The 22,657-nt window shown below is 42.3% G+C and carries 14 protein-coding genes and 1 pseudogene; 7 read left to right on the top strand and 8 right to left on the bottom strand.

Features of this window, described 5'->3' with window-relative positions; all coding sequences use genetic code 11:
• Window positions 1-8: 8 nt before the first annotated feature.
• From DW959_RS01470 to recJ, 3 genes are all read right to left on the bottom strand, one after another.
• Complete coding sequence (locus tag DW959_RS01470) at window positions 9-2,273, bottom strand: bifunctional (p)ppGpp synthetase/guanosine-3',5'-bis(diphosphate) 3'-pyrophosphohydrolase (protein WP_347475299.1); 2,265 nt, start codon at window positions 2,271-2,273, stop codon at window positions 9-11.
• Between the two features lie 137 nt (window positions 2,274-2,410).
• Entirely contained in the window at window positions 2,411-2,935 is a 525-nt protein-coding gene (locus DW959_RS01465) for an adenine phosphoribosyltransferase (RefSeq protein ID WP_021944329.1), read from the bottom strand.
• An 88-nt stretch (window positions 2,936-3,023) separates the two neighbouring features.
• Window positions 3,024-4,901 (bottom strand): single-stranded-DNA-specific exonuclease RecJ, encoded by a 1,878-nt coding sequence (gene recJ / locus DW959_RS01460; protein ID WP_117822465.1) that lies wholly within the window; start codon window positions 4,899-4,901, stop codon window positions 3,024-3,026.
• A 207-nt stretch (window positions 4,902-5,108) separates the two neighbouring features.
• On the opposite strand from recJ, the gene DW959_RS01455 reads away from it, so the two are divergent.
• Window positions 5,109-5,450, top strand: a complete 342-nt coding sequence (locus DW959_RS01455; protein ID WP_021944327.1) for a helix-turn-helix domain-containing protein — start codon at window positions 5,109-5,111, stop codon at window positions 5,448-5,450.
• A gap of 93 nt (window positions 5,451-5,543) precedes the next feature.
• Here the strand turns inward: DW959_RS01455 and DW959_RS01450 are convergent, their stop codons facing one another.
• Entirely contained in the window at window positions 5,544-6,032 is a 489-nt protein-coding gene (locus tag DW959_RS01450; RefSeq protein ID WP_117822464.1) for a DUF4358 domain-containing protein, read from the bottom strand.
• A gap of 69 nt (window positions 6,033-6,101) precedes the next feature.
• On the bottom strand, window positions 6,102-7,130 hold the full coding sequence (locus DW959_RS01445; protein WP_117822463.1) for a GDSL-type esterase/lipase family protein: 1,029 nt from the start codon (window positions 7,128-7,130) through the stop codon (window positions 6,102-6,104).
• A gap of 324 nt (window positions 7,131-7,454) precedes the next feature.
• Here DW959_RS01445 and DW959_RS01440 point away from each other — a divergent pair, with 324 nt between their 5' ends.
• Entirely contained in the window at window positions 7,455-8,456 is a 1,002-nt protein-coding gene (locus DW959_RS01440; protein WP_117784608.1) for an aldose 1-epimerase, read from the top strand.
• Between the two features lie 302 nt (window positions 8,457-8,758).
• On the opposite strand, the gene DW959_RS01435 is transcribed toward DW959_RS01440, so the two are convergent.
• Window positions 8,759-9,544: a hypothetical protein gene (locus tag DW959_RS01435; RefSeq protein ID WP_118482900.1), complete on the bottom strand. Its 786-nt coding sequence runs from the start codon at window positions 9,542-9,544 to the stop codon at window positions 8,759-8,761.
• A 288-nt stretch (window positions 9,545-9,832) separates the two neighbouring features.
• Here DW959_RS01435 and DW959_RS01430 point away from each other — a divergent pair.
• Window positions 9,833-12,314, top strand: a pseudogene (locus tag DW959_RS01430) (glycosyl transferase).
• Window positions 12,315-12,393: 79 nt separating this feature from the next.
• Here the strand turns inward: DW959_RS01430 and DW959_RS01425 are convergent.
• Window positions 12,394-13,638 carry an acyltransferase gene (locus DW959_RS01425; RefSeq protein WP_182430042.1) on the bottom strand — a complete coding sequence of 415 codons (1,245 nt, stop codon included), beginning with the start codon at window positions 13,636-13,638 and terminating at the stop codon, window positions 12,394-12,396.
• Window positions 13,639-13,828: 190 nt separating this feature from the next.
• On the opposite strand from DW959_RS01425, the gene DW959_RS01420 reads away from it, so the two are divergent.
• From DW959_RS01420 to DW959_RS01405, 4 genes are all read left to right on the top strand, one after another.
• Complete coding sequence (locus tag DW959_RS01420; protein ID WP_117807884.1) at window positions 13,829-14,779, top strand: glycosyltransferase family 2 protein; 951 nt, start codon at window positions 13,829-13,831, stop codon at window positions 14,777-14,779.
• A 28-nt stretch (window positions 14,780-14,807) separates the two neighbouring features.
• On the top strand, window positions 14,808-17,480 hold the full coding sequence (locus tag DW959_RS01415; RefSeq protein ID WP_118615104.1) for a right-handed parallel beta-helix repeat-containing protein: 2,673 nt from the start codon (window positions 14,808-14,810) through the stop codon (window positions 17,478-17,480).
• Between the two features lie 80 nt (window positions 17,481-17,560).
• Window positions 17,561-18,622 (top strand): hypothetical protein, encoded by a 1,062-nt coding sequence (locus DW959_RS01410; RefSeq protein ID WP_118615101.1) that lies wholly within the window; start codon window positions 17,561-17,563, stop codon window positions 18,620-18,622.
• 98 nt (window positions 18,623-18,720) lie between these two features.
• Entirely contained in the window at window positions 18,721-19,923 is a 1,203-nt protein-coding gene (locus tag DW959_RS01405; RefSeq protein ID WP_347475298.1) for a right-handed parallel beta-helix repeat-containing protein, read from the top strand.
• Window positions 19,924-20,206: 283 nt separating this feature from the next.
• Here the strand turns inward: DW959_RS01405 and DW959_RS01400 are convergent, their stop codons facing one another.
• Window positions 20,207-22,651: a glycogen/starch/alpha-glucan phosphorylase gene (locus DW959_RS01400; RefSeq protein ID WP_008401742.1), complete on the bottom strand. Its 2,445-nt coding sequence runs from the start codon at window positions 22,649-22,651 to the stop codon at window positions 20,207-20,209.
• Between the last annotated feature and the right edge of the window lie 6 nt (window positions 22,652-22,657).

Here is a 22,657-nt window from a genome sequence, read left to right as displayed (position 1 = left end):
CGGATCTCCTATCCCACTGTTCTCTCTATATCAATAATGCTCTCCACATTTCGTATCTTTGCAATGATCGTATTCAACTGGTCGACCGATTTGATCGAGAAGCTGATCGTGATTGTTGCCTTACCCTGCTTGCTTGTACGGCTGTTAATACTGTTTACACTGATATTTGCCTCACTTAAGATTTTCGTTATATCAAAGAGGATTCCGCTTCTGTCATCCGCATAGATATTGATTTCTGTAAGGTAAGTATTCTCTGCAACTGCATCCTGCTGCCATTCCGCATCAATGATCCTGTTTCTGTCTTCCTCGCTCATACAGAGCACATTAACACAGTCTGTACGATGGATCGAGATACCTCGTCCTCTGGTGATAAATCCGATGATCTCATCACCCGGTACCGGTGAACAGCATTTGGAGAAACGAACCGCTACATCATCTGCACCCTTTACGATGATTCCACCCTGTCCGTGGGAGGAATGCGGTGCCCGCTTCAGTGCATATGCCTCCAGAATTTCCTTGTCATCCGGCTGTTCCGTATGATCCTTGTTGTATTCCTCGATCAGCTTATTGACAACCTGACCTTCCTTGATTCCCCCATGACCAACAGCCGCCATTGTAGCTTCCCAGTCATTGAAATTATATTTTTTATAGACACGTTCCTGATATTCCGGCTTGGAATACATGGAGTAATCCAGTCCCTTTGATTTACAGTATGCAAGGATCAGTTCCTTACCGCGGCTGATGTTCTCATCCTTAAACTGATGCTTGAACCACTGATTGATCTTCGTCTTTGCCTGTGCACTCTTTACGATATTCAGCCAGTCTCTTGATGGTCCTGCCGAATTCTGGGATGTTATGATCTCTACCCGGTCACCATTATTTAACTTGGTATCGATTGGAACCTGTCTTCCGTTAATCCGCGCACCCACCATCTTATTACCGACTGCCGTATGAATGGCATAAGCAAAATCGATCGGTGTCGATCCACTTGGCAGATTCTTGACATCACCTGCCGGTGTAAAGCAATATACCTGTTCTGCAAACAGATCCAGGTCTGTCTTAACGAAGTTCATGAACTCCTTATTATCTGAAGTATCTCTCTGCCACTCCAGAATCTGACGAAGCCATGATAACTTCTCCTCTTCCTTCTGCATAACCGTACCGGTTATGTTCTCTTTATATTTCCAGTGTGCAGCAATACCATATTCAGCCGTCCGGTGCATCTCAAATGTACGGATCTGTATTTCAAATGGCTGTCCCTCCGGTCCGATCAGTGTTGTATGAAGGGACTGATACATATTGGACTTTGGCATTGCGATATAATCTTTAAAACGTCCCGGAATCGGCTTGTACATCTCATGGATGATTCCCAGTGCCGAATAACAGTCCCGGACGGTCTCCACTTTAATCCGGACTGCAAAAATATCATAAATCTGATCCAGTGTCTTGTTCTGGTTCTTCATCTTCTTATAAATACTGAACAGATGCTTTACACGACCGTCGATCTCTGCATCCAGATGTGCATTGTCAATATGCTTCTTTACATCCGCAACGATACGTTTGATATAGGCTTCCCTTTCATGCATTCTCGCATCGATCTGTGCTGTCAGATCCTTATATACCTCCGGCATCAGATACTTCATGGACAAGTCATCCAGTTCTACCTTGATCTTACTGATACCAAGACGATGTGCGATTGGTGCATAGATATCCATTGTTTCACGCGCTTTTTCCACCTGTTTCGCAGGAGACTGATACTGTAATGTTCTTAAGTTATGCAGTCTGTCTGCCAGCTTGATCAGGATAACGCGAATATCTTTTGCCATCGATAAGAACATTTTTCTCAGGTTTTCTGCCTGTACCTCAATCTTATCCGTTGTCATCTTCAACTGGGTCAGTTTGGTAACACCTTCCACCAGAAATGCCACTTCTTCCGAGAACTCTGCTGCAATCTCCTCTGAAGTCATGACTGTATCTTCTACTACATCATGAAGGATTCCGGCAACGATCGTCTCCTTATCCAGCTCCAGTTCTGCAAGAATAATAGCAACACAGAGTGGATGCATGATATATGGCTCTCCTGACTTACGAAGCTGTCCTTCATGTGCCTTGGATGCCACCTTATATGCCTTCTCAATCATCGAAATATCTGTTGATGGATGATAGGTCAGGATCTTTTTGATCAGCTCCTTATACAGATCCTCTGGCGGAGTAAAATCCGCAGGTGTAGACAGATCGATATCCCGTTTTTCCCGCATTGGTTTATTCTCCATTGCACCCGCCTTTGCCGCAAGCTCTTTTAATTCATCCATGCTTCCTGCTTTATCTTTTACGTTTTCCATGATCTTCACCACTTTTCCCAATTCGAATTTTTCTATTTCAGACTCATCTGTGAATCAAATGATCGTTTTTATTTGCCATCATAGCAGATAACAGAAGCTACATCATATTTGGCAAGCTTCTCTCTGCCCTTTAAACCTGCAAGTTCGATCAAGAATATGATCTTTACCACTTTACCACCAAGTTCTTCAACCAGCCTTGCAGCGGCTTCCATGGTTCCTCCGGTTGCGATCAGATCATCTACAAGGACAACCTTCTGTCCCGGTTTGATCGCATCCTTATGCATCTCGATCGTTGCACTGCCATATTCCAGATCATAAGATGCTTCAATCGTCTCCCTTGGTAACTTGCCTTTCTTTCTTACCAATGCAAATCCTTTTCCATTCTTATATGCAAGAGGTGTTCCAAAGATAAAGCCTCTGGACTCTGCTCCGGCTACTACGTCGTAATCTACGCCTTCAAGCAGGTCATCTAATGAATCAATCGCCAGCTTCAATCCATCCGGATCTCCGATCACGCTTGTAATATCTCTGAAAATAATTCCCGGTTCCGGAAAATCCGGTATACTTGTAACGTATTCTTCTATCTTTTTCATAATCTTCCTCCTGCATATATATGTATATTCTACAATTATTTACATTTTCCTTTTCTGCCCACATGATATCAAACGATCAGCAAAGCCTTTATTCCTCATGTTTCCGATATTCCAGCAACCGAATCTGCAAAGTTCTTCTTCCCGCAAATTCATTGATATCCGGATAATAGGCAACATCCAACACCACATGACTGGGCATTCCTTTTAGTATTTTATCACATTCATTTGTTCCAAACCACTGTTTTATGTTAGAAATAAACACTTCCGGGTCAAAACTTATGCCTTCGATCGTACCACCGTTCTCCATCAGGAACGAAACCCGCAGAACATTCTGTCTTTTTCCCATGATCCTTGCGCTTTTTACACGCACACCACTCTGCGCAAATACCGGCTTCTCGTTGCCTTTTCCAAATGGCTCCAGAACCTCCAGTTCTTCGGTCAGTGGAATACTTACATAATCGAGCGGCATCGGCACATCGATCCGGAGCTTCGGTGTCAGAAGTTTTTCGTCAAGCGTACAATTCGCATTCATTTTTTCCCGAAGTCTGGCCAGATTCCGCTTCTCCATGGAAAAGCCCGCTGCCATCTCATGTCCTCCGAACTTCGTGAAATAATCACTGCATTTATTGATCTCATCATACATATTATAGCCTTCGATCGAACGACCGGAGCCCTTGATGATTCCTTCTTCTTCGCTGTCCGTAAATAACAGCACCGGACGATAATACCGTTCCTTGATCCTGCCTGCGATAATCCCGACCAGACTTTCATGCAGTTTCGGAATATACATAACAAGTACCCGGTCCGACAATGCCGCAACTCCTGTCTCCGGAACTGCTCCCATAAGCAGATGATCCGAAGTTTCAAGCAGCCCGATTGCCGTTTTTGTTCCCTGCTCTGTCATATCTTTTCGGGTATTATTGATATTTAACAGCTCAATCGCACGCTCATTTGCCTTAAAGCTGTCTGTTTCAAGCAGGAATTCCAGGCTGGTCTTCGCATCTCCAAGTCTGCCCGCTGCATTGATACACGGTCCAATGATAAATCCCAGATCAAATGCTGACAGCTTCTTACCATCCCTGCCGCTGTTTGTGATCAGTGCCTTCAAACCATAATTACTACTGTCAGATAACCGGTGAAGTGCCTCTCTTACAATGATACGGTTCTCATCTACCAGATTCATAACATCACATACGGTTGCAATTCCAAGGATCTCTATAAATGCCTCACACTCCGCTTCCAGTATCCCGCACATCCGATATAACAACTGGATAAATTTGTATGCCACACCCGCTCCGCACAATTCCTTGCACGGATATTCACAGCCCGGCTGCTTGTGATCGATCACCGCATCCGCTTCCGGTACTTTGTATACCCGAATATCATTTTCATCTGTATCATATGGAATATCATGGTGATCCGTCACGATTACCCGCATCCCATATTCTTTTGCTTTTCTCACCGCATCAAATGCCGCAATCCCGTTATCACAGGTAATGATCATACTGACCTGATCGGCTGCCGCCGCATCTACCATACGGATATTGATTCCATATCCATCATAGATCCGGTGCGGAATATCATAATCGATCCCGTCTCCTGCAGGCAAACCATTTTCATGCTCCCACACACGCTGTAAGCCTTTATACAATATGTAGTTTGAACTTACACCATCCACATCATAATCCGAAATGATCCGTATCCGGTTCCGACTCCGGATCTCCTCCAGCATAAGGCTGCAGCCCTTCTCCATATTCTTCATCATCACAGGATCATGCAGCCGGTCAAGCCCCCCATTCAGATAGGTATCAATCTCTTCATCTGTTATCACATCCCGGTTCCGAATCACCCTTGCAGTTACCGGATCAATATGAAAACGCTCTGCGATCCCAAAGAAATCAGCCCGCTTTCCATACATTGTCCACACCATATCATATTTTATCGGAGGTTTTATCTCTGTTGCCATTTACTCTTACTCCCATCCATATCTATTCTTCCGCTATTCCTGATCGCAAAGGAATTATACACCAGTAAAAAATCGACCGTCAACTTCTTACATTCCGCCGCATTGCTGTAATACCGTAATTCACCTTTCAGGTTGTGTTCTTATACACCTCACAGGTTGTTTATTTGTTTTTTTATTCAAAATATAATGTAGTTTGGAGGTATTTTTATGGAGAACTTATACGCACAGATCGGTCAGAGGATCGTACAAATCCGGCGCTCAAATAACCTTACGCAGTACCAGCTTGCAGAGATGCTCGATATCTCTGTCAAACATTGCAGCGCCATAGAACGGGGAAAATCCAGTCTGTCCCTTGAAAAAATGATTGATTTCTGTGATCATTTCGGCGTAGATCTTGATTATCTGATCCGCGGGATCAAAAAATCGGATACAATTTTATCCTGCATTCCACATACCGTAGTCGAGATCATGACTTCTGACGACGAAAAAAGGAAGCAATTATTTATAGAATACATAGAAATGTTCAATTCCATTTCCAATTCTGATTAACAGCTATTCCTATTGATATAATGGCATATTTCCATATCATAACAAAAAACGAATCTGAAAGCCTTTTGCTTACAGGTTCGTTTTTTATATCTGTTATTTGAAATATTTGTTGATGATCTCGTTTGCCTTATCCGTATCATCTGTTACACAGTATACAACATAATTTCCGTCCTCTTTTATGATCGCCTTGTCAAGACGTCCGGTTTCGGATGGCTTGTAATCTGCATATGATGTTGTCTGTTTTTCTTTTCTGTCTTCACAGGCTGTTTTTACCTTGTCAGCCGCATCTGAATCTGCTGCCTCGAATACTGCAATCTCCTCAGCAGTTGCTCCGGTCGATACGATTATCACGCTGTCTTTTACGCTGTCTGCATCAATTCCGTAATATGTGAGTGCCATGCCTGCATCAAGCTCTGAAAGCGTATCTTCAAATGTCAGCCCGCTCTTCAGTTCATTTGCCATGTCCTTAACATTTATATTCAGGTCTTTCTTTGAACCACCTGCTCCACCAACCGTTGTTCCACAGCCTGCAAGCATTCCTGCCAGGCTAAAAATTGCACATAACTTTACTAATTTCTTCATCTTGTTTATTCTCTCCTGTTACTTCTATCTGATACTGTTATGATGATCCGAATATCTCTATCCGGGCATTTACTTCTTTATATATACATTCTGTCGGATGTAATCCAGCCATTTCTCGCAATATTCCTGATTGCAATGTCGTCCATCGGTACTGGCATCTGCCGGGAGAACTCCGTCTACCGTCACACTACTTGCAACATCCAGATAAATGATATCGCCATAATCCTTACACATCCGTTTCAACAGCTTGTTGAATGCCTTAATGTTGGAGTTATTATAAATCTCATCTTCATCTGATAAAGCCTTGGATACCGGAAGAATATTCTCAACATAGATCGTTGCATTTGGCTGTATCTCTCTTATTGCATCAATAAATGCTTTATAGTCTTCAATGAATACATCCTCATAGATCCATCCAAGCTCGTTAATACCAAATGAAATGTATATATTCTCATAATCCTTCTGCTTCAGTGCTTCCAGTGCCGTCAACATTCCGTCACTTGTAGAAACAATCGGCTCTGTCATGACCTTTTCGATATTCAGCCCCTTGGAACAGAACGCGTCCAGATTCGACATTCCGGTATAAAGACTAAGTCCCTCGGTTCTTGAATCACCGATCAGTACCGCTGTATCAAAATAAGCATCATCCGTTACATTTCCCGGCGTATACAGTTTCTTATCGTACCAGTCATTTCCCTTAGATGATGTATCCGGGTCCTCGATATTCACATATTTTACTGTTGAACCGCCTTCCTCGGATGATGCGGCAGTCGTTGTTTCTTCCGTTTCCGATGCTTCCGTTGTTACCTTTTCCGTAGTCGGTTTCTCTGTTGTCGCTGCTTCCGTTGTTATCTTCTCCGTCGTTTTTTCCTCGGAAGCCTCCTCTGATGCATCCGATCCGGTCGCAACATTTTCTATCTGATGGTCATTTCCATTTTCTCTGTCAAAGTTCCATATATCCTGTCTGTATCTTGTCGCAAATATCGCTATCGAACATACCAGAAATACGGCAGCCACACTGCTGATCTTTATCTTATCGCACCGCTCACTTTTTATCCTGGTGCTATATCTTTTCTCATTGTCCATTCTCTTATTCATTCCTCTTTTTGCCTTACATTTTATAAAAGGAAAGGGTCTTATCCCGTTAGCTTCGATTATAGCATACCACTTTACATAAGTGTACAGATTTTAAAATTTCTACATAATTCGCAGTTTTAGTCGTTTTTCGACTTTTCTGATTGTTGAAATTAACAAATCTTGTTTCATTTTTATGGACACTTTTTAACTTAAGTGTTACTATTCTATTAGATTTTTGAGATGGGTCTGTTTTCACACTTACACATACATAATATTATCTTGCAGACTTTTTCCGTTTTATGTATCTTAAATACAAATACTTATCACTTTATATGGGAGGCTACTATGAGTTTTAGCGCAAAAAACTATGATTTTAAAGGCGAAACCTGTATCGAACTTATCGCAGGAGATTTTCGTGCATTGATCGCACCTTTTAACGGAAGTAATGTAATGAAGCTTGAAAACACAGCTCTTAATATTGATATCTTAAGAAATGATCTGTCACTTTCACCGGAAGAACTGAAGGCTGCTGCCGAGGTATACGGTATGCCTACTTTATATCTTCCAAACAGATTATCTCATGGAAATCTGAAAACCTCAGATGCCATGTATCATTTTCCTTGCAACGATCCGCTGGGCAACCATCTGCATGGTTTTCTTCACAAACGCTGCCATACAATTGATGACATGTATGTAGAGGGTGAAAGTGCTGTTGCAAAGACTTCTTATGTATATGATGAAAATGATGAATTTTTCGAAACTTTCCCTGTCAGCTTCAAGGCAGAATTTGTCTTTACACTGACAGCAGACGGACTGGATTATTCCTTTACACTGACCAACCTTTCCAAGGTTCAGATGCCTTATGGTGTATGTAACCATATCGCATTCAAAGCACCGTTTACAAATGGCGGAAGCGGCGCAAATGTGCGTCTGCAGGTTCCGATCGGTGACAAATGGGAACTCAGCGACACCTGTATTCCAACCGAGAAAACACTGCCGCTTACCAGATATGATATGATGTACAAAGAGGGCGACATGGTTCCTGTTCTTCAGGACATCGACAACGACCTCTATACCGCTGAAATGAACGAATTAGACGGCAAACCATTCTATGGTGTCATCGTAACCGATAAAGTTACAGGCGTTCGTGTCTGCTACGAAGTATGTGATGTTATGAAATACTGGATCATGTGGAATGATCACGGCATGAAAGAATTCTTCTGTCCGGAACCTATGAGCTGGAACATTGATGCTCCAAACCTTTCCGGTGATCCTGCCGTAACCGGCTACACCGAACTGGCTCCCGGCGAATCCAAAACCGTAACCGAGAGAATCTTTGTAAGATAAAAAAGTCTATCGGGATATGTCCTTTCAGAGAAACGGCTCTGCTATAAATGACTCGCTGCGATTTCTGTTCGCTGCACATGCCTAATTTGTAAATACTCCTGTGCTAACTCGCCTTCGGCTCAAACAAGCACCCGTATTTACTGGCAATGTGCATCTTACTACGAAATCCACGCTAATGTCATTTTATAGCAGAGCCGTTTCTCTGAAAGGACACATCCGGTAGACATAGATTTATAAAAAACATGGCATATGTATTCTGTGTAAGGAATAGCATATGCCATGTTTTCATATAAGGCCCGGTCTTATTCGGACTCTACCGTTCCGCCGATATACCATTTACCGCCCTTCTTGTAACAGATCAGTGACATCTTGTCATCCTCTGTCTCTGTCTCTCCAAGGTAGTTTATTGTCATGGTATAATCAACATCACAGATATAAGCACATCTTACTTTGCTTGCTACAGACGTATCACCATACAGACCTTCGCACATATTCTTGATAGTTGCTCTGTTTGCCTTCTCTGTTGATGTGATCTTGTAATCAATAGAATACTCAACCCCCATAGAGGTCAGAAGCTCAAAGCTGCTGGATAATGTTTCTACATCATTGTCAGCAACACAGTCTTCATCAACAAGTGATACGATCTTATCTGTATCTGCTTCTTCAATTCCGGTCATAAACTGATCTACTAATTTCTTGCTCTTCTTGGCTCCCCCAAGCGAACCTGAAAACAGGAATATAACTGCTGCTGCAATTACTGCAAGTGCAACAATGATTCCAATAACTGCTCCTGCACCGGATTTCTTCTTTTTTGGTGGCTGCTGATAACCTGCGCCAGTATCAAATCCCGGTGTACCATATGCATTTCCTGCATAACCATTCTGCATTGGATCTCCCTGATACTGTGATCCACCATACTGTGGATCCATCCCCATTCCCTGCTGTGGTTGCGCACCATATGCTGCATTTTCCGGCTGCTGTGGCTGATCATTCCCAGCAAGTGTAAACCCACCACTTGTACCTACTTCTGCTCCACATACAGGACAAACTGAACCATTTGTCTCTGCTCCGCAATTTGGACAATTCATAATCTCTCCTCCTAAAACGTAAAAAATAATATATATGTGAACATTTTATGTCTGTTCACATTTTGAGTGTATCAGATGAGGCTTCTTTTTACAATGATTATTTTTCCACATTTTATCATGGGTTTTGTTGTCAAATATCCTATTTTATTATATAATATGCCCATATGGCTGTTTTTATAAGGGGCACACTATGTCCTTTGTAAGGGAGAGATCATGGAGCAGTGGATACTGCCTGATAACGGCAGACACTACTTATCTTAATACACATGAAAGGAAGGTATATATTACATGAAGTTTGGTTATTTTGATGATGCCAACAAGGAGTATGTCATCACATCTCCTAGAACTCCTTATCCTTGGATCAACTACCTTGGAACACAGGATTTCTTCTCACTGATTTCAAATACAGCGGGAGGTTACAGCTTCTACAAAGATGCTCGTCTTCGTAGAATTACAAGATACCGTTATAACAATGTACCTATCGATATGGGTGGTCGTTATTTCTATATTAACGAGAATGGTACAATCTGGAATCCGGGCTGGTCACCGGTTAAGACAGAGCTTGACGAATATGAATGCCGTCATGGTATGGGTTACACAGTGATCACCGGTAAGAAGAACAACTTAAAGGCAGAGGTTACTTTCTTCGTACCTCAGAATTATGCCGGAGAAGTTCAGCAGGTTGTTCTTACAAATGAAAGCTCAGAAGAGAAGACTTTCTCATTCTTCTCATTTGAAGAGTGGTGTCTCTGGGATGCACAGGATGACTGCACAAACTTCCAGAGAAACTTCAGTACAGGTCGTGTAGAGGTTGTTGGTTCAACAATCTACCACAAGACAGAGTACAGAGACAGACGTGATCATTTCGCATTCTACACAGTAAATGACGAGATCGACGGTTACGATACAGACAGAGATTCATTCATCGGACTTTACAATGGTTTCCACAACCCACAGGCTGTTGAAGCCGGCAAGTCAAATGATTCATTTGCAGATGGATGGTCACCAATCGCTTCACACTATAAAAAGATCACTCTTGCTCCGGGCGAGACAAAGACTCTTGTATTTATTCTTGGATATGTTGAGATGCCTGTTGACCAGAAGTTCGAAGCTGATGGCAAGACGATCAACAAGGTTAAGGCTCTTGAGATGATGGAGAAATACAACACTCCTGAGAAGGTTGCAGCAGGTCTGGCAGAACTCAAAGAACACTGGAACAACCTCTTAAGCATCTTAAATGTTAATACTCCTGATGATAAGGTTAACCGTATGGTTAATATCTGGAATCAGTATCAGTGTATGGTTACATTCAACCTTTCACGTTCAGCATCATACTTCGAGTCCGGTATCGGCCGTGGTATGGGATTCCGTGATTCCAACCAGGATGTACTTGGATTTGTTCATCAGATTCCTGATCGTGCAAGAGAAAGAATTATTGATATCGCTTCTACACAGTTCCCGGATGGTGGATGCTATCATCAGTATCAGCCACTTACAAAGAAGGGTAATGCAGATATCGGTGGTGACTTCTCAGACGATCCATTATGGCTGATCCTTTCTGTATCTGCATACATCAAGGAGACAGGCGACTGGGGTATTCTTGATGAGATGGTTCCATATGACAACGATATGTCCATCGCTAAGCCAATGCTTGACCACTTAAAGGTTTCCTTCTACAAGATCGTAAACAACCTTGGACCACACGGACTTCCACTTGCAATGAGAGCTGACTGGAACGACTGTATCAACCTTTCATGCTTCTCCGATACACCGGGTGAAAGCTTCCAGACATACACCAACCCTAAGTTCGCTGCTGAAGGCGGATACTCAAAGGTTGCTGAGTCAGTTATGGTTGCTACACTCTTTACATATGCAGGTCCTAACTATGTTGCTATTCTTAAGCACCTTGGAATGGACGCTGAAGCAGAAGCTGCTCAGGCTGAGATCGATAAGATGAAAGCTAACATCATGGAATCCGCTTGGATGGTGACTGGTTCTTAAGAGCATACGATGCAAATGGTGAAAAGATGGGATCTAAGGAATGTGAAGAAGGACAGATCTTCATCGAGCCACAGGGCTTCGCTATTATGTCAGACATCGGTAAAGATCAGGGCTGCGACAAGAAGACACTTGCTGCTATTGATGAGCGTCTGAATACACAGCACGGACTTGTACTTAACAATCCTGCATTCACAAAGTATTACATCCAGTATGGTGAGATCTCAACATACCCAGGCGGATACAAAGAGAATGCCGGTATCTTCACACATAACAATGCATGGATCATCTGTGCTGCTGCTTATGCAGCGCCGGCGATCAGGCATTCAAATATTACTCAGAGATCGCTCCTGCTTTCACTGAGGAGACATCTGATATCCACAAGACTGAGCCATATGTATATGGTCAGATGATTGGTGGTAAGGATGCGGGATCCGATATCGGAAAGCCAGGCAACCACTTTGGTCAGGGTAAGAACTCATGGCTTACAGGTACTGCAGCCTGGAACATGGTAGCTATTTCACAGTACATCTTAGGTATCTCAGCAGACTTTGATGGTCTTAAGATCGATCCATCTATTCCTGCTGCATGGGATGGTCTGAATGCTACACGTCAGTTCCGTGGTGCTACATATGATATCAAGGTTACAAATCCGGATCATGTAAATAAGGGTATCAAGAGTGTTACTGTAGATGGCAATGCTATCGAGAGCAATGTTCTTCCAGTATTTGGTGATGGCAAGACTCATGCTGTAGAAGTAGTAATGGGTTAATCCATATATCAGATATTGATATAAAAAACGAGACACATATGACTGTATATTGCAGATCATATGTGTCTCATTTTTATTTCTATTCATCTTCCGTTTCTGTAATCTCAACTGCCATTGGATCCAACCGGCTTCGGTCATAAGCTTCCGTATTGATATTGGTCTGATCGATCTCTTCATATCCATCATCCAGATAATCATCTACAACCCCATCTGTTCCAAGATCTCCGGCAAAGGAAGATACCCTGTAGTGAAGCTTTCGATATATCTTTTTAATTACCTTGATCACTAATACGATGCACCAGTTAATGATATAAGCCAAAATGATACTGATAACTATATCCTTACCACTGTCTCCAAATCTCTTCTGGATCGGAGTTCCAATATAACGGATCACAAAATACTGGGTCAGGTAAAAATCAAATACCATAGAGCTTAAGATTCCAAATGGTGATAATGTAAATATATGAGAAATCATTCCACCGTCATAAGAAAATACCATCACGATCAGCACATACAACAGCAATCTCAGAAGTGCTGTAGGAATTCCATATTTCCCAACTGTTCCCAGATAAATGAGAACCGCTGCCACAAGCACTACCAGCTCTGCTCCGGTCAGAAGATTTCTTCCAGCGGAACGATCTGTCTCGATCCGAATATTCAGTCTGAAATTTGCAAGCCAGACACCAATACAGAATAAAATAAGATTCATCAGAAACAGATATGGCATATCATGCTTCAATACCATTGCATCAGCAAGTGGTCCTGCAACAATTATATATACAGCGATCAGCCCGGCTATCACCAATCCACTTCTTTTCAGATCCCGCTTCATTCTTGCCGCCAGCATACCGATCACCGGAGCCAGAAGATAGATCAGAAAGATTGCTGATACAAACCAACTGACCGGATTCAGTGCCATATAATATCCAGCCTTCGGTATCATTGCCTGAAGCATCGGTATACTGATGATATACTTCACGATCAGTGTCTTAATTTCCTGTGAACCGGGATGGCTGCACAATGCGAGGATCAGGAATACTGTCTGCATGATCATATAAAGCGGATACAGAATTCCCAGCTTCTTTCCAAGAAATTCCAGATAATTCTTCTTGTTCAGATTAATAAACTTCTTATGGTAATGAATACCGATTCCAAATCCTACCAGAACAAAGAAAAATGCCATTCCAAATATCCCATTATCCAGATATTTGTCATAAACTGCCTGTGCTTTTTCTCCCGGCATCATCCCCACACAATATGATAAAAAGACAAGGGTAATCATGATAACCTTCCATGCCTCAAATGATTTTGCTTTTACCTTCATATTCCTTCTCTCCTGTGCAATAAAACTTTTTTTGCTCATTTGGATTTATTATAGCATCTAACAACATACATATGCAAATCTTATATTTTCAAAAGCGCTGGCAGATTCCTTGACACTCCATTCTCCCTGAACTAAAATTAAAGAATACCGTTCTGCCAGTTCATATGGCAGCGGCACAAGGAGAAGTTATATGAAAAAAGTGAATCTGATCGTTCCCTGTTACAATGAAGCGGAAGCACTTCCTTTATTTAAGAACGAACTGAACAAAGTAATCCAGACTCTGGATCAATATACATTTGAGATACTTCTGATCAATGATGGTTCTACAGATACAACCCTTTCCGTCATGAAAGAAATCTGTGATACGGATTCTCATTACAAATACATATCATTTTCAAGAAACTTTGGAAAAGAAGCTGCCATGTATGCCGGCTTCTGTAATTCAGATGGTGACTATGCCGCCATCATGGATGCAGATATGCAGGATCCCCCTGCCCTGCTGCCTGATATGCTCCACTGTCTGGAAACCGAGGATTATGACAGTGTTGCCACCCGGCGGGTATCGAGGATTGGAGAACCAAAGATCCGTTCCTTCTTTGCAAGGAATTTTTATAAGCTTATCAACAAGATCTCGGACGCAGATGTTGTCGATGGTGCCAGGGACTTTCGTCTGATGAAGCGTGAAATGATAGACAGTATCGTCGCCATGTGCGAATACAACCGATTCTCAAAGGGTATCTTTGGCTGGATCGGTTTTAAGACCAAATGGCTGGAATATGAAAATGTAAACCGCATTGCCGGAGAAACAAAATGGAGTTTCTGGGGCTTATTCAAATATGCGGTCGATGGAATCATCAATTTTTCCGAAACCCCGATGTCCCTTGCATCCGGGCTTGGCATTTTTCTGACGATCTTTTCCTTTCTTATGGTTATTTTCATTATTATAAGAAAAGAAATATTCGGAGATCCGGTTGCCGGCTGGCCATCTCTTGCCTGTATCATCATCTTTATTGCTGGACTTCAGTTCCTGTGCATGGGTATTATGGGTAAATACATTGCCAAGACATATCTGGAAGTAAAAAACCGGCCACATTACATCGTATCGGAAACAAATAAGGATCATGTAGATCCGATCCATTAGGAATAAAAACAAAGAAGGCGTATATATAATGAAGAAACTTACATATATTATTTTGCATCTGCTGATTCTTCCATTGCTCCTCTACGGATTTTCTTTTTCTGTATCTGCGGAAGAAACCAGTTCCGAAGACACTGTTATACAGGTTACTGCGGAAGACGGCAGCGACATATCCCAAAAGCTGAACGAAGCGCTGATCAATGCCAGAGATCTTGCCGAAAGCTCCGGGCAGATTGTTACAGTCAGGGTTCAAAAAGGTAGTTATCTTCTTTCCGCTGCGCTGCATATTTACAGCAATACAACGCTGGATGTCACGGATGTTCACTTTACATTTGCCGGTTCCCATCGGTTCAATATGCTGATCACCGGTCCATCATCAACAGAAAATTACAAAGACTATGACGATTACAACAACAGTGAAGCCTGCTCCGGCTATGATGCCTATAAGAATATCACGGTTCTGGGCGGAATCTGGGAAAGCACCGAAGCCAATCTGAGTTGTATCGTTCGTATCTTTCATGCTACTAATATTACCCTTGACGGTCTTACTTTCACGGGCGGCGGATGCGTACATCAGCTAGAGGTTGCTGCGATCGACGGCTTTTATGTCAGAAACTGCACATTTAAAAACCACGGCAAACGTGCTGACGATACCAAAAACTTTGAAAAAGAAGAAGCCATACAGCTCGATATGCCATACAGTGAACTGGTATATCCCGGCACTTATCCGGACGGAACCCCTATGAAGAATGTGGAGATCACACACAACACATTCCAGAATATTGCCCGTGGTGTCGGAACACACACCATGCTCTGCGGTGCATATCACGAGAATATCAAGATCAACGATAACACATTTATCAATGTGCTGGAAGAATGTGTTGTCTGCTTAAACTATGTAAACTGTGAAGTAAAGAACAACACGATCACCAACTGCGGCGGCGGTATTCTGGTTCAGAATGCCAAGGAATACGAAGTATCCATGAACACAACGGTTTTAAATGGCGCAAAGAAGATCGACAACGCTGTTATCAACAATGCAGTAACAGAAGTCAGCGGCAACACCATGAAGCTGACCTACCATCCGACAACATTAAAAACTGCCGGAATCTTCGTTTATGGAAGAAAGCTGAACAGCAACATCACAGGAGGAGATGGATTTCCTCTGCCGGATGAAGATTTCTATATCAGCTCCGTTATTATACGAAACAATACGATCATCACACCGGGAGACGGTATCACCTTATCCGATGCAAGAGATTGCGAGGTATCCGGTAATACAATCAATGGATATAATTTCTCGCCGGATGACAAATTACGAACTTCCAGAGATGGCATCCGTATTGATCAGTCCAGTAAGAATATCTCCGTAACCGGAAATGAGATTAAGAACATGCCGCGTTATGGTCTGTATATTACGGACAACAGTACCGCCTCTGCGATTGAAAATAACACCTTTAAAAACTGTACCGGAACCGGAATCTTTCTGACAGACTCCAGTGCATGTATCTATGATATTGCAAACAACATTGTAAAAAACTGCAAAGCCGGCGGTATTCTGGTTGGGAACAACAGCCGTGTCACGAACATAACAGGAAATGCCTTTGGTGCTGTCAGTGGCAATCCGGCGATCAAAGTATACAGCAACAGCCGTACCGGGCTGATCTCGACAAACCGGGTACGTGACATGGGTGATAAAACAAAAGCAACCGCTGCAAATGCAATTGAGATCACCGGACGCTCTTTTGCAAAAGAGATTTCATCCAACCGGATCTATGCATCAAAAACGGACGTCTCCTCCGGAATGGGAATTCTGGTTGATAAGGCCTCCAAAATTGCAGGTTCCGTAAAAAACAACACGATCTCGGATGCAGCCCTGTATGCCATATCTATTGCCAATCATTCCAAGGTTGCAGAGCTGGTCAGTGAAAATGTGCTCTCTTCCATTGGCAAAAGTGCGATCGCAGTAAATGGAGCCAGCAGCATCGGTCAGAACATTGAAGGAAACTCTATCAATGGAAGTGGAACCAACGGTATCCTTCTGGAAAAAGAAGCAACGGTCTGTGGCGGCATCAACAATAATACAATCAGTGAGTGCAGCAATTACGGCATCAATGTCCAGAGCATCAATAACGATACAACTATCTCGTATAACTATATTTCCGCAAAAGGCAATGCCCCGATCAACATTGCTGCACACAGCAATTACCTGCTGACAGTTGTCAAAAATACCTTATGTGGATCTGCATCATTAAATGGTATGCAACTATCCAAATGCAATGTAGCTATTTCTGACAACGATATTACTGATTTCAAATATGGTATTGCTGCTTCCTCATCCGTATCCGGTGCGATCAGCAATAATATATATAACGATATAGCAAATAAAGATCTGTCGATTAATGACACTGACCAGAAAATATGCGGTACGGTAACGGATCTCACCTGTTCTATGAATACAGCACGCAATCAGGCAACCTTATCATGGAAGAAGGTCAAAGGAATCAGTGGCTATGAAGTACAATACAGTACAACCGATCATTTTTCCGGCAAATCGACAAAACAGCTTGGCAAGGAACAGACATCCTATGCTTTACAGGATCTTCCAAAGGGCAAAACAATCTACTATCGTGTTCGTGCCTATCGTTCCTTTGGAAATCTCAGCATCTATGGTTCCTATACAAGCGGAAACTTTACCGCCTGATCCTGTCAGGCAGATACTTAGTGGCATCTGTTTTTTAACAGTCAACCAGAACATCTGATATTTTGGAAAGGGGAAGTTTTATGAAAAAACATCTTATCTCATGTATGGCAGGAGCAGTCCTTGCATCCGGTCTTATCTTCGGAACTGCATTTCGCTCAAATGCTGCAATGCCGGCTTCCGGTTTTACAACAGCGCCGGTCTTTGCCGCCGCATCGAATGACGACATGCTTATCACTGACAGTGTGATCACACTGACTGTCAAAAACGGAACTGACATTACAACAGAATTAAACACAGCTTTAAAAACTGCCAGAGATATGGCAGATCAGACGGACAGTATCATTACTGTAACCGTTCCTTCCGGTTCTTATACCCTGTCATCGACAGCCCGTATTTTCAGCAACACCACATTAAATCTGAAAGGTGTTACACTGACCTGTGCAGACAATGGTAAATTCAACATGATCATATCCGGTACTCCCGGCTCCTACAAAGACCAGACAAACTACAACAAAAGTGATCTCTGCACCAGATATGATGGATTTAAAAATATAACGATCAATGGCGGAACGCTGATCGGAAACAGCGAGAATACTTCCAGTATGATCCGTCTCTTTCATGCAACAAATGTAAATCTGTCCGGTATCACGCTGTCGGGCGGCGGTTGTGTGCATCAGATGGAGGTCTGTGCGATCAATGGCTTCTATGTAAAAAACTGTACTTTCAAAAATAACGGACGGGAAACCGGTGTGACTAACGCCCACGTCAACCAGGAAGCCCTTCAGCTTGATACTCCATGTAAAGAAGCCGCATTTCCGGGTGTCGTTCAGGATGGCACAACAATGAAAAACGTTGAGATCACCGGATGTAAATTTCAGAATGTCATCCGTGGCATTGGCAGCCATACACTTCTTCTGGGTGCTTACCATGAGAATATCAAGATCAATAACAATACCTTCAATAATGTTATGGAAGAATGTATTATCGGACTTAACTACCGCAACTGTGAGATCAAAAACAATACGATCACAAACTGCGGCGGCGGTATCCTGTTCCAGAATTTTAAATCCTACGAGGCTCTGTTATTTCTACCATTCTGGACAGTAAACAACCATACAAAGGAAAGATCATCTACAATCTGAACTCTGTCATCAGCGATAACACGATCACCTTAAAGTATTCTCCATCCTGTGAGAATCCTGCAGCTATTAAGGTATTTGGCCACAACCAGTTGAAAAAAATGAAAGGTGCAGACGGTAAATATTTCCCTACCGGAAATTATTACATTACCGGTGTAACCGTATCCAATAACAATATCACAACAGCCGTTACCGGCATCCACATCACTGATGCCTGGAACTGTATCTTTACAAACAATACCGTTACCGGAAAGGGATTCAGCGCAAAGGATCCTCTGAAAAATGAACGAGACGGCATCTTTATTCAAAGCTATGCAAAAGGACTTGTCCTGTCAAACAACAAGGTCTCCGGAATGACCGGACACGGTATTGCCATTCATTTCTCATCAACGGCTAAGGATATTATCAACAACACAATTTCCAACTGCGGCGGTTATGGTATTCATATCTATCAGAACAGCGGTTGTACCGGTTTATTATCCAAGAATAAAATAAAGAAATGTACAAGTGGCGGCATCAGTCTCAGTACGAGCTCTACGGTAGCAGATATTCTATCCAATACCATCACCGGCGGCTGTACAGATACAGGTATCAGCCTGTACAATAACTGTAAAGCCGGAAAGATCAAAAACAACACGATCACAGCCATCGGTAAAAATGCTCCTGCAATCAAGCTGTCTCAGAAGTCAGCCTCTAAAACCATAACCGGAAACAAGATCCAGGCAGGAAATGCAAAATATTCCTGTGGAAGAGCAATCTTCCTTTATAACGGTTCCAAGGTTCGCGGTTCCATTATCGGCAATACTATAGAAAACAGCAGCGATACGGCGATCTGCATCTCCACAAAATCAACCGTAACCGGAGGCGTTACAAACAACCAGATCCTGTCAGCCGGAAAATACGGTCTTCAGGTCTTCAACGCATCGACTATAAAGAAAACGGTTTCGGGAAATACGATCAAGAAGGCAGCAACAAGCGGTATTAATATATGCAGTACCAAAAATGTGCTGACAATCGATAAAAATACAATATCCGGAAGCTCCAAGGCAGCCATCTATGTACAACCGGCTTCCACACAATATAAAGTGACAGTTAAAAACAACACGATTACCGGCAATAAAAAAGGTCCTGGTGTCTCAGCTCTCCAGGCAAATATCAAAGTGACCGGCAATAAAATATCCAAAGTGACCTTCGGTGTATATGCAGACCAGAAGTGCAAAGGCAACATCTACTCAAATAAAATTTCCAAAGCCTCCCGCCGCAAGGTATACACTGCCACTAAAAAAGTGAAGCTAAAAAAATAACCCCTCCGAAATGGATATATCACTTATTGAAAGCCCCCTATAATACATTTATGCCGCAGAGCGCAAGCGTTCTGCGGCATAAATGTATATATATCTTTTTTTTATACATAAACAGACCCGTGAGCATTATATATGTACATCATTATGCAGCAAGCCTATCCGAGTGCCGGTACTTAGGTTGCGTCTTTTGCAACCTTATGTACCGCTGCACCGAGGATAGAACGAAAGTGTCTTGCGGAATAATGGATGTACTATATAACGATCACGGGTCGTACATATATTATTAGTCTAATGTGACTTTAACCTTTTTGAGGTTCCAGATTTCTTTTGCGTACTCTTCGATTGTTCTGTCAGATGAGAACTTACCGGAGCATGCTGTATTCAACATAACCATCTTAGCCCAGTTCTTCTCGTCTCTGTAAAGAGTATCGATCTTTCTGTGAGCTTCTACATAAGAAGCAAAATCCTTAAGGATGAAGTATACATCTTCGTTGATAAGTGAATCATACAGATCTCTGAAACGATCCGGATCATCAGAAGAATACATACCATTGATAAGCTGTGTAAGAACAGTTCTTACTGCTGCATCATTGTTGTAGATATCCTTTGGATTGTATCCACCTTCACGCTCATACTTCATAACTTCTTCAGCTCTTAAACCGAAGATAACTGCATTTTCTTCACCAACTTCTTCAACGATCTCTACATTTGCACCATCCATGGTTCCAAGTGTAACTGCACCGTTTAACATAAATTTCATGTTACCGGTACCGGATGCTTCCCTGGAAGCTGTTGAAATCTGCTCGCTGACATCTGCTGCTGCGAAGATCAGCTCTGCATTGGATACTCTGTAGTTCTCGATGAATACCACCTTGATCTTACCCTTGATAGATGCATCATTGTTGATAACATCTGCAACAGAGTTGATCAGCTTGATGATAAGCTTTGCTCTCTTATAACCGGCGGAAGCCTTTGCACCAAAGATATATGTTGTTGGATACATATCATATGATGGATTTGTCTTCAGCTCGTTGTACTGATACATAACATGTAAAATATTAAGAAGCTGTCTCTTGTACTCATGAAGTCTCTTAACCTGTACATCAAAGATAGAACGAGGATCTACATCCACGCCATTATGCTCCTTGATATAATTTGCAAGACGGATCTTGTTCTGGTACTTGATATTCATGAATTCCTGCTGATACTTCTCATCAGTAGCATATACTTTTAACTTCTTCAGATTTGAAAGCTTAACGATCCATTCATCACCGATCTTATCTGTGATCCAGCTTGCAAGAAGCGGATTACCATGAAGAAGGAAACGTCTCTGTGTAATACCATTTGTCTTATTATTGAACTGCTCAGGTCTCATCTCATAGAAGTCCTTCAGCTCTCTCTCTTCCAGAATCTTTGTATGAAGTGCTGCAACACCATTTACAGAGTAAGAACCTGCGATAGCAAGATGTGCCATCTTAACCTGACCATCATAAAGGATAGCCATGTTCTTAACCTTATCCTGGTTGCCCGGATACATAGACTGGATCTTCAGTACAAATCTTCTGTTGATCTCTTCTACAATCTGGTAGATACGAGGAAGTAATCTTGAGAATAATTCGATTGGCCATTTCTCAAGAGCCTCAGCCATGATCGTATGGTTGGTGTATGCACATGTTCTGGTTGTGATATCCCATGCGTCATCCCACTCAAGACCTTCTTCATCCATAAGGATTCTCATCAACTCTGCTACTGCAACTGTTGGATGTGTATCATTCATCTGGAACGTGATCTTTTCCGGAAGCTTATGAATATCACTGTTTTTCTCTTTGAATTTCAGGATTGCTCTCTGAACAGACGCTGAAATGAAGAAGTACTGCTGTCTCAGTCTTAATTCCTTGCCTGCATAGTGATTATCATTTGGATAAAGAACTTCAACGATCGTCTTAGCAAGGTTCTGCTGTTCAACAGCCTTTTCATATTCACCCTTATCAAATGAATCAAGACAGAATTCCTGATCTGCTTCTGCATCCCAGATACGAAGTGTATTTACAACATTGTTGCCATAACCGACAACCGGAACATCATATGGTACGGCACGAACAGTCTGATAACCATCCTGAATAAAGTAATTTCTTCCATCTCTGTTCTCAACTCTTACATAACCGCCAAATTTAACTTCTACAGCATACTCCGGGCGCTTGATTTCAAATGGGTTGCCATCCTTTAACCAGTCATCCGGCAGCTCGATCTGATAACCATCCTTGATCGCCTGCTTGAACATACCATAACGATAACGGATACCACATCCGTATGCCGGATAACCAAGTGTTGCAAGAGAATCCAGGAAACATGCTGCAAGACGTCCCAAACCACCGTTACCAAGTGCTGCATCCGGCTCCTGATCCTCAATCAGATTCAGATCAAATCCAAGTTCATCCAATGCTTCTTTTACTGCATCATAGTATGTCAGATTGATCAGATTGTTTCCCAGGGCTCTACCCATCAGGAACTCCATGGACAGATAGTAAACTGTCTTAACGTTCTTCTTCTCATATTCCTTATGTGTTGCTATCCATCTGTCTATTATGTCATCCTTAACAGCGTAGCTGACAGCCTGGAATACCTGCTGTGGAGTTGCCTCTTCGATTGGTCTTCTGTACAATGTTTTCACATTTGTAATAACCTCTTTTTTGAAGCCCTCTTTGTCGAAATCAATCAACTTTTTCATTTATCG

The organism is Clostridium sp. AM46-21, assembly GCF_003480025.1.
In the GTDB taxonomy this organism is placed as follows: domain Bacteria; phylum Bacillota; class Clostridia; order Lachnospirales; family Lachnospiraceae; genus Coprococcus; species Coprococcus ammoniilyticus.
This window is presented reverse-complemented; position numbering and strand designations above follow the sequence as displayed.